General features: G+C 45.5%; 1 protein-coding gene. It reads left to right on the plus strand.

Translation table 11 applies throughout. The features are described from left to right. Positions 1 to 785: hypothetical protein (locus A3751_RS23075; protein ID WP_197466469.1), on the plus strand; the 785-nt coding region annotated here is incomplete at both ends.

Raw genomic sequence — 785 nt, forward strand, 5'->3', positions numbered from 1 at the left:
CGAGTATCGCGTACAAGATGCTTTTAGCATTGAGTTTGATGAGTGTGTTAGATCGAATGGTATTCAGTTAAATGGTCTTATTACCGGCCGTTATCTAGAGATTGAGGGTTATAACACCGAATTTTCTAATGTAGTCGATATTGATCATTGTGCATCTCGTGTGGTTCGCGATGACTTTGATGGAAGCGCAAGAGTGATTGCGGATCAGGCTGAGATGATATTATTCGACAAGCAGGGGCCGCGCTTATTTGTGCGCTATCTAAACGCTAATCCAACGGATAGAACCGAAGTGGTCGAACATGCGGTTTACGAGCTCAGCTTGAGCGAAGAAGCCGTCGTGTTGAATAGTTCATCTACAGTGAGCGGCTCTGTCCTTGATGCAGATGGTGCTTCAATTTATAAAGTCTCTGAGGGTTTAGAGGAAAAGGTAGACTGTACCTATTATGAGCGTCAAATAGATCTTGATCTCGCTAGTTTAACATTGGCTGCAAGCGACTCTACGCGAATCCTCAATGGAAGCGTTACGCTAACGCACACCCAGAACCGTGCAGAGAACAAAATATTGCGGATCACCTCTGAGGCGATCGCTAGCTCTCTCGTTTTGGGAAATTTGAGTGAGTCTTACACTTTGAATGATTTCGAATGGCGGATGGAATATGACGAACAATCACAGGCCACTTACGGTGCGTATTTTGATGCAGAGCTCGTTAATAATTTGAACGGTGCCATCGGAGAGGTTCGAGTAAGTAATGGTGTCGCTATGCGGGGTGCGCTAGCTGAGTTGC

Source organism: Oleiphilus sp. HI0080, from assembly GCF_001635135.1.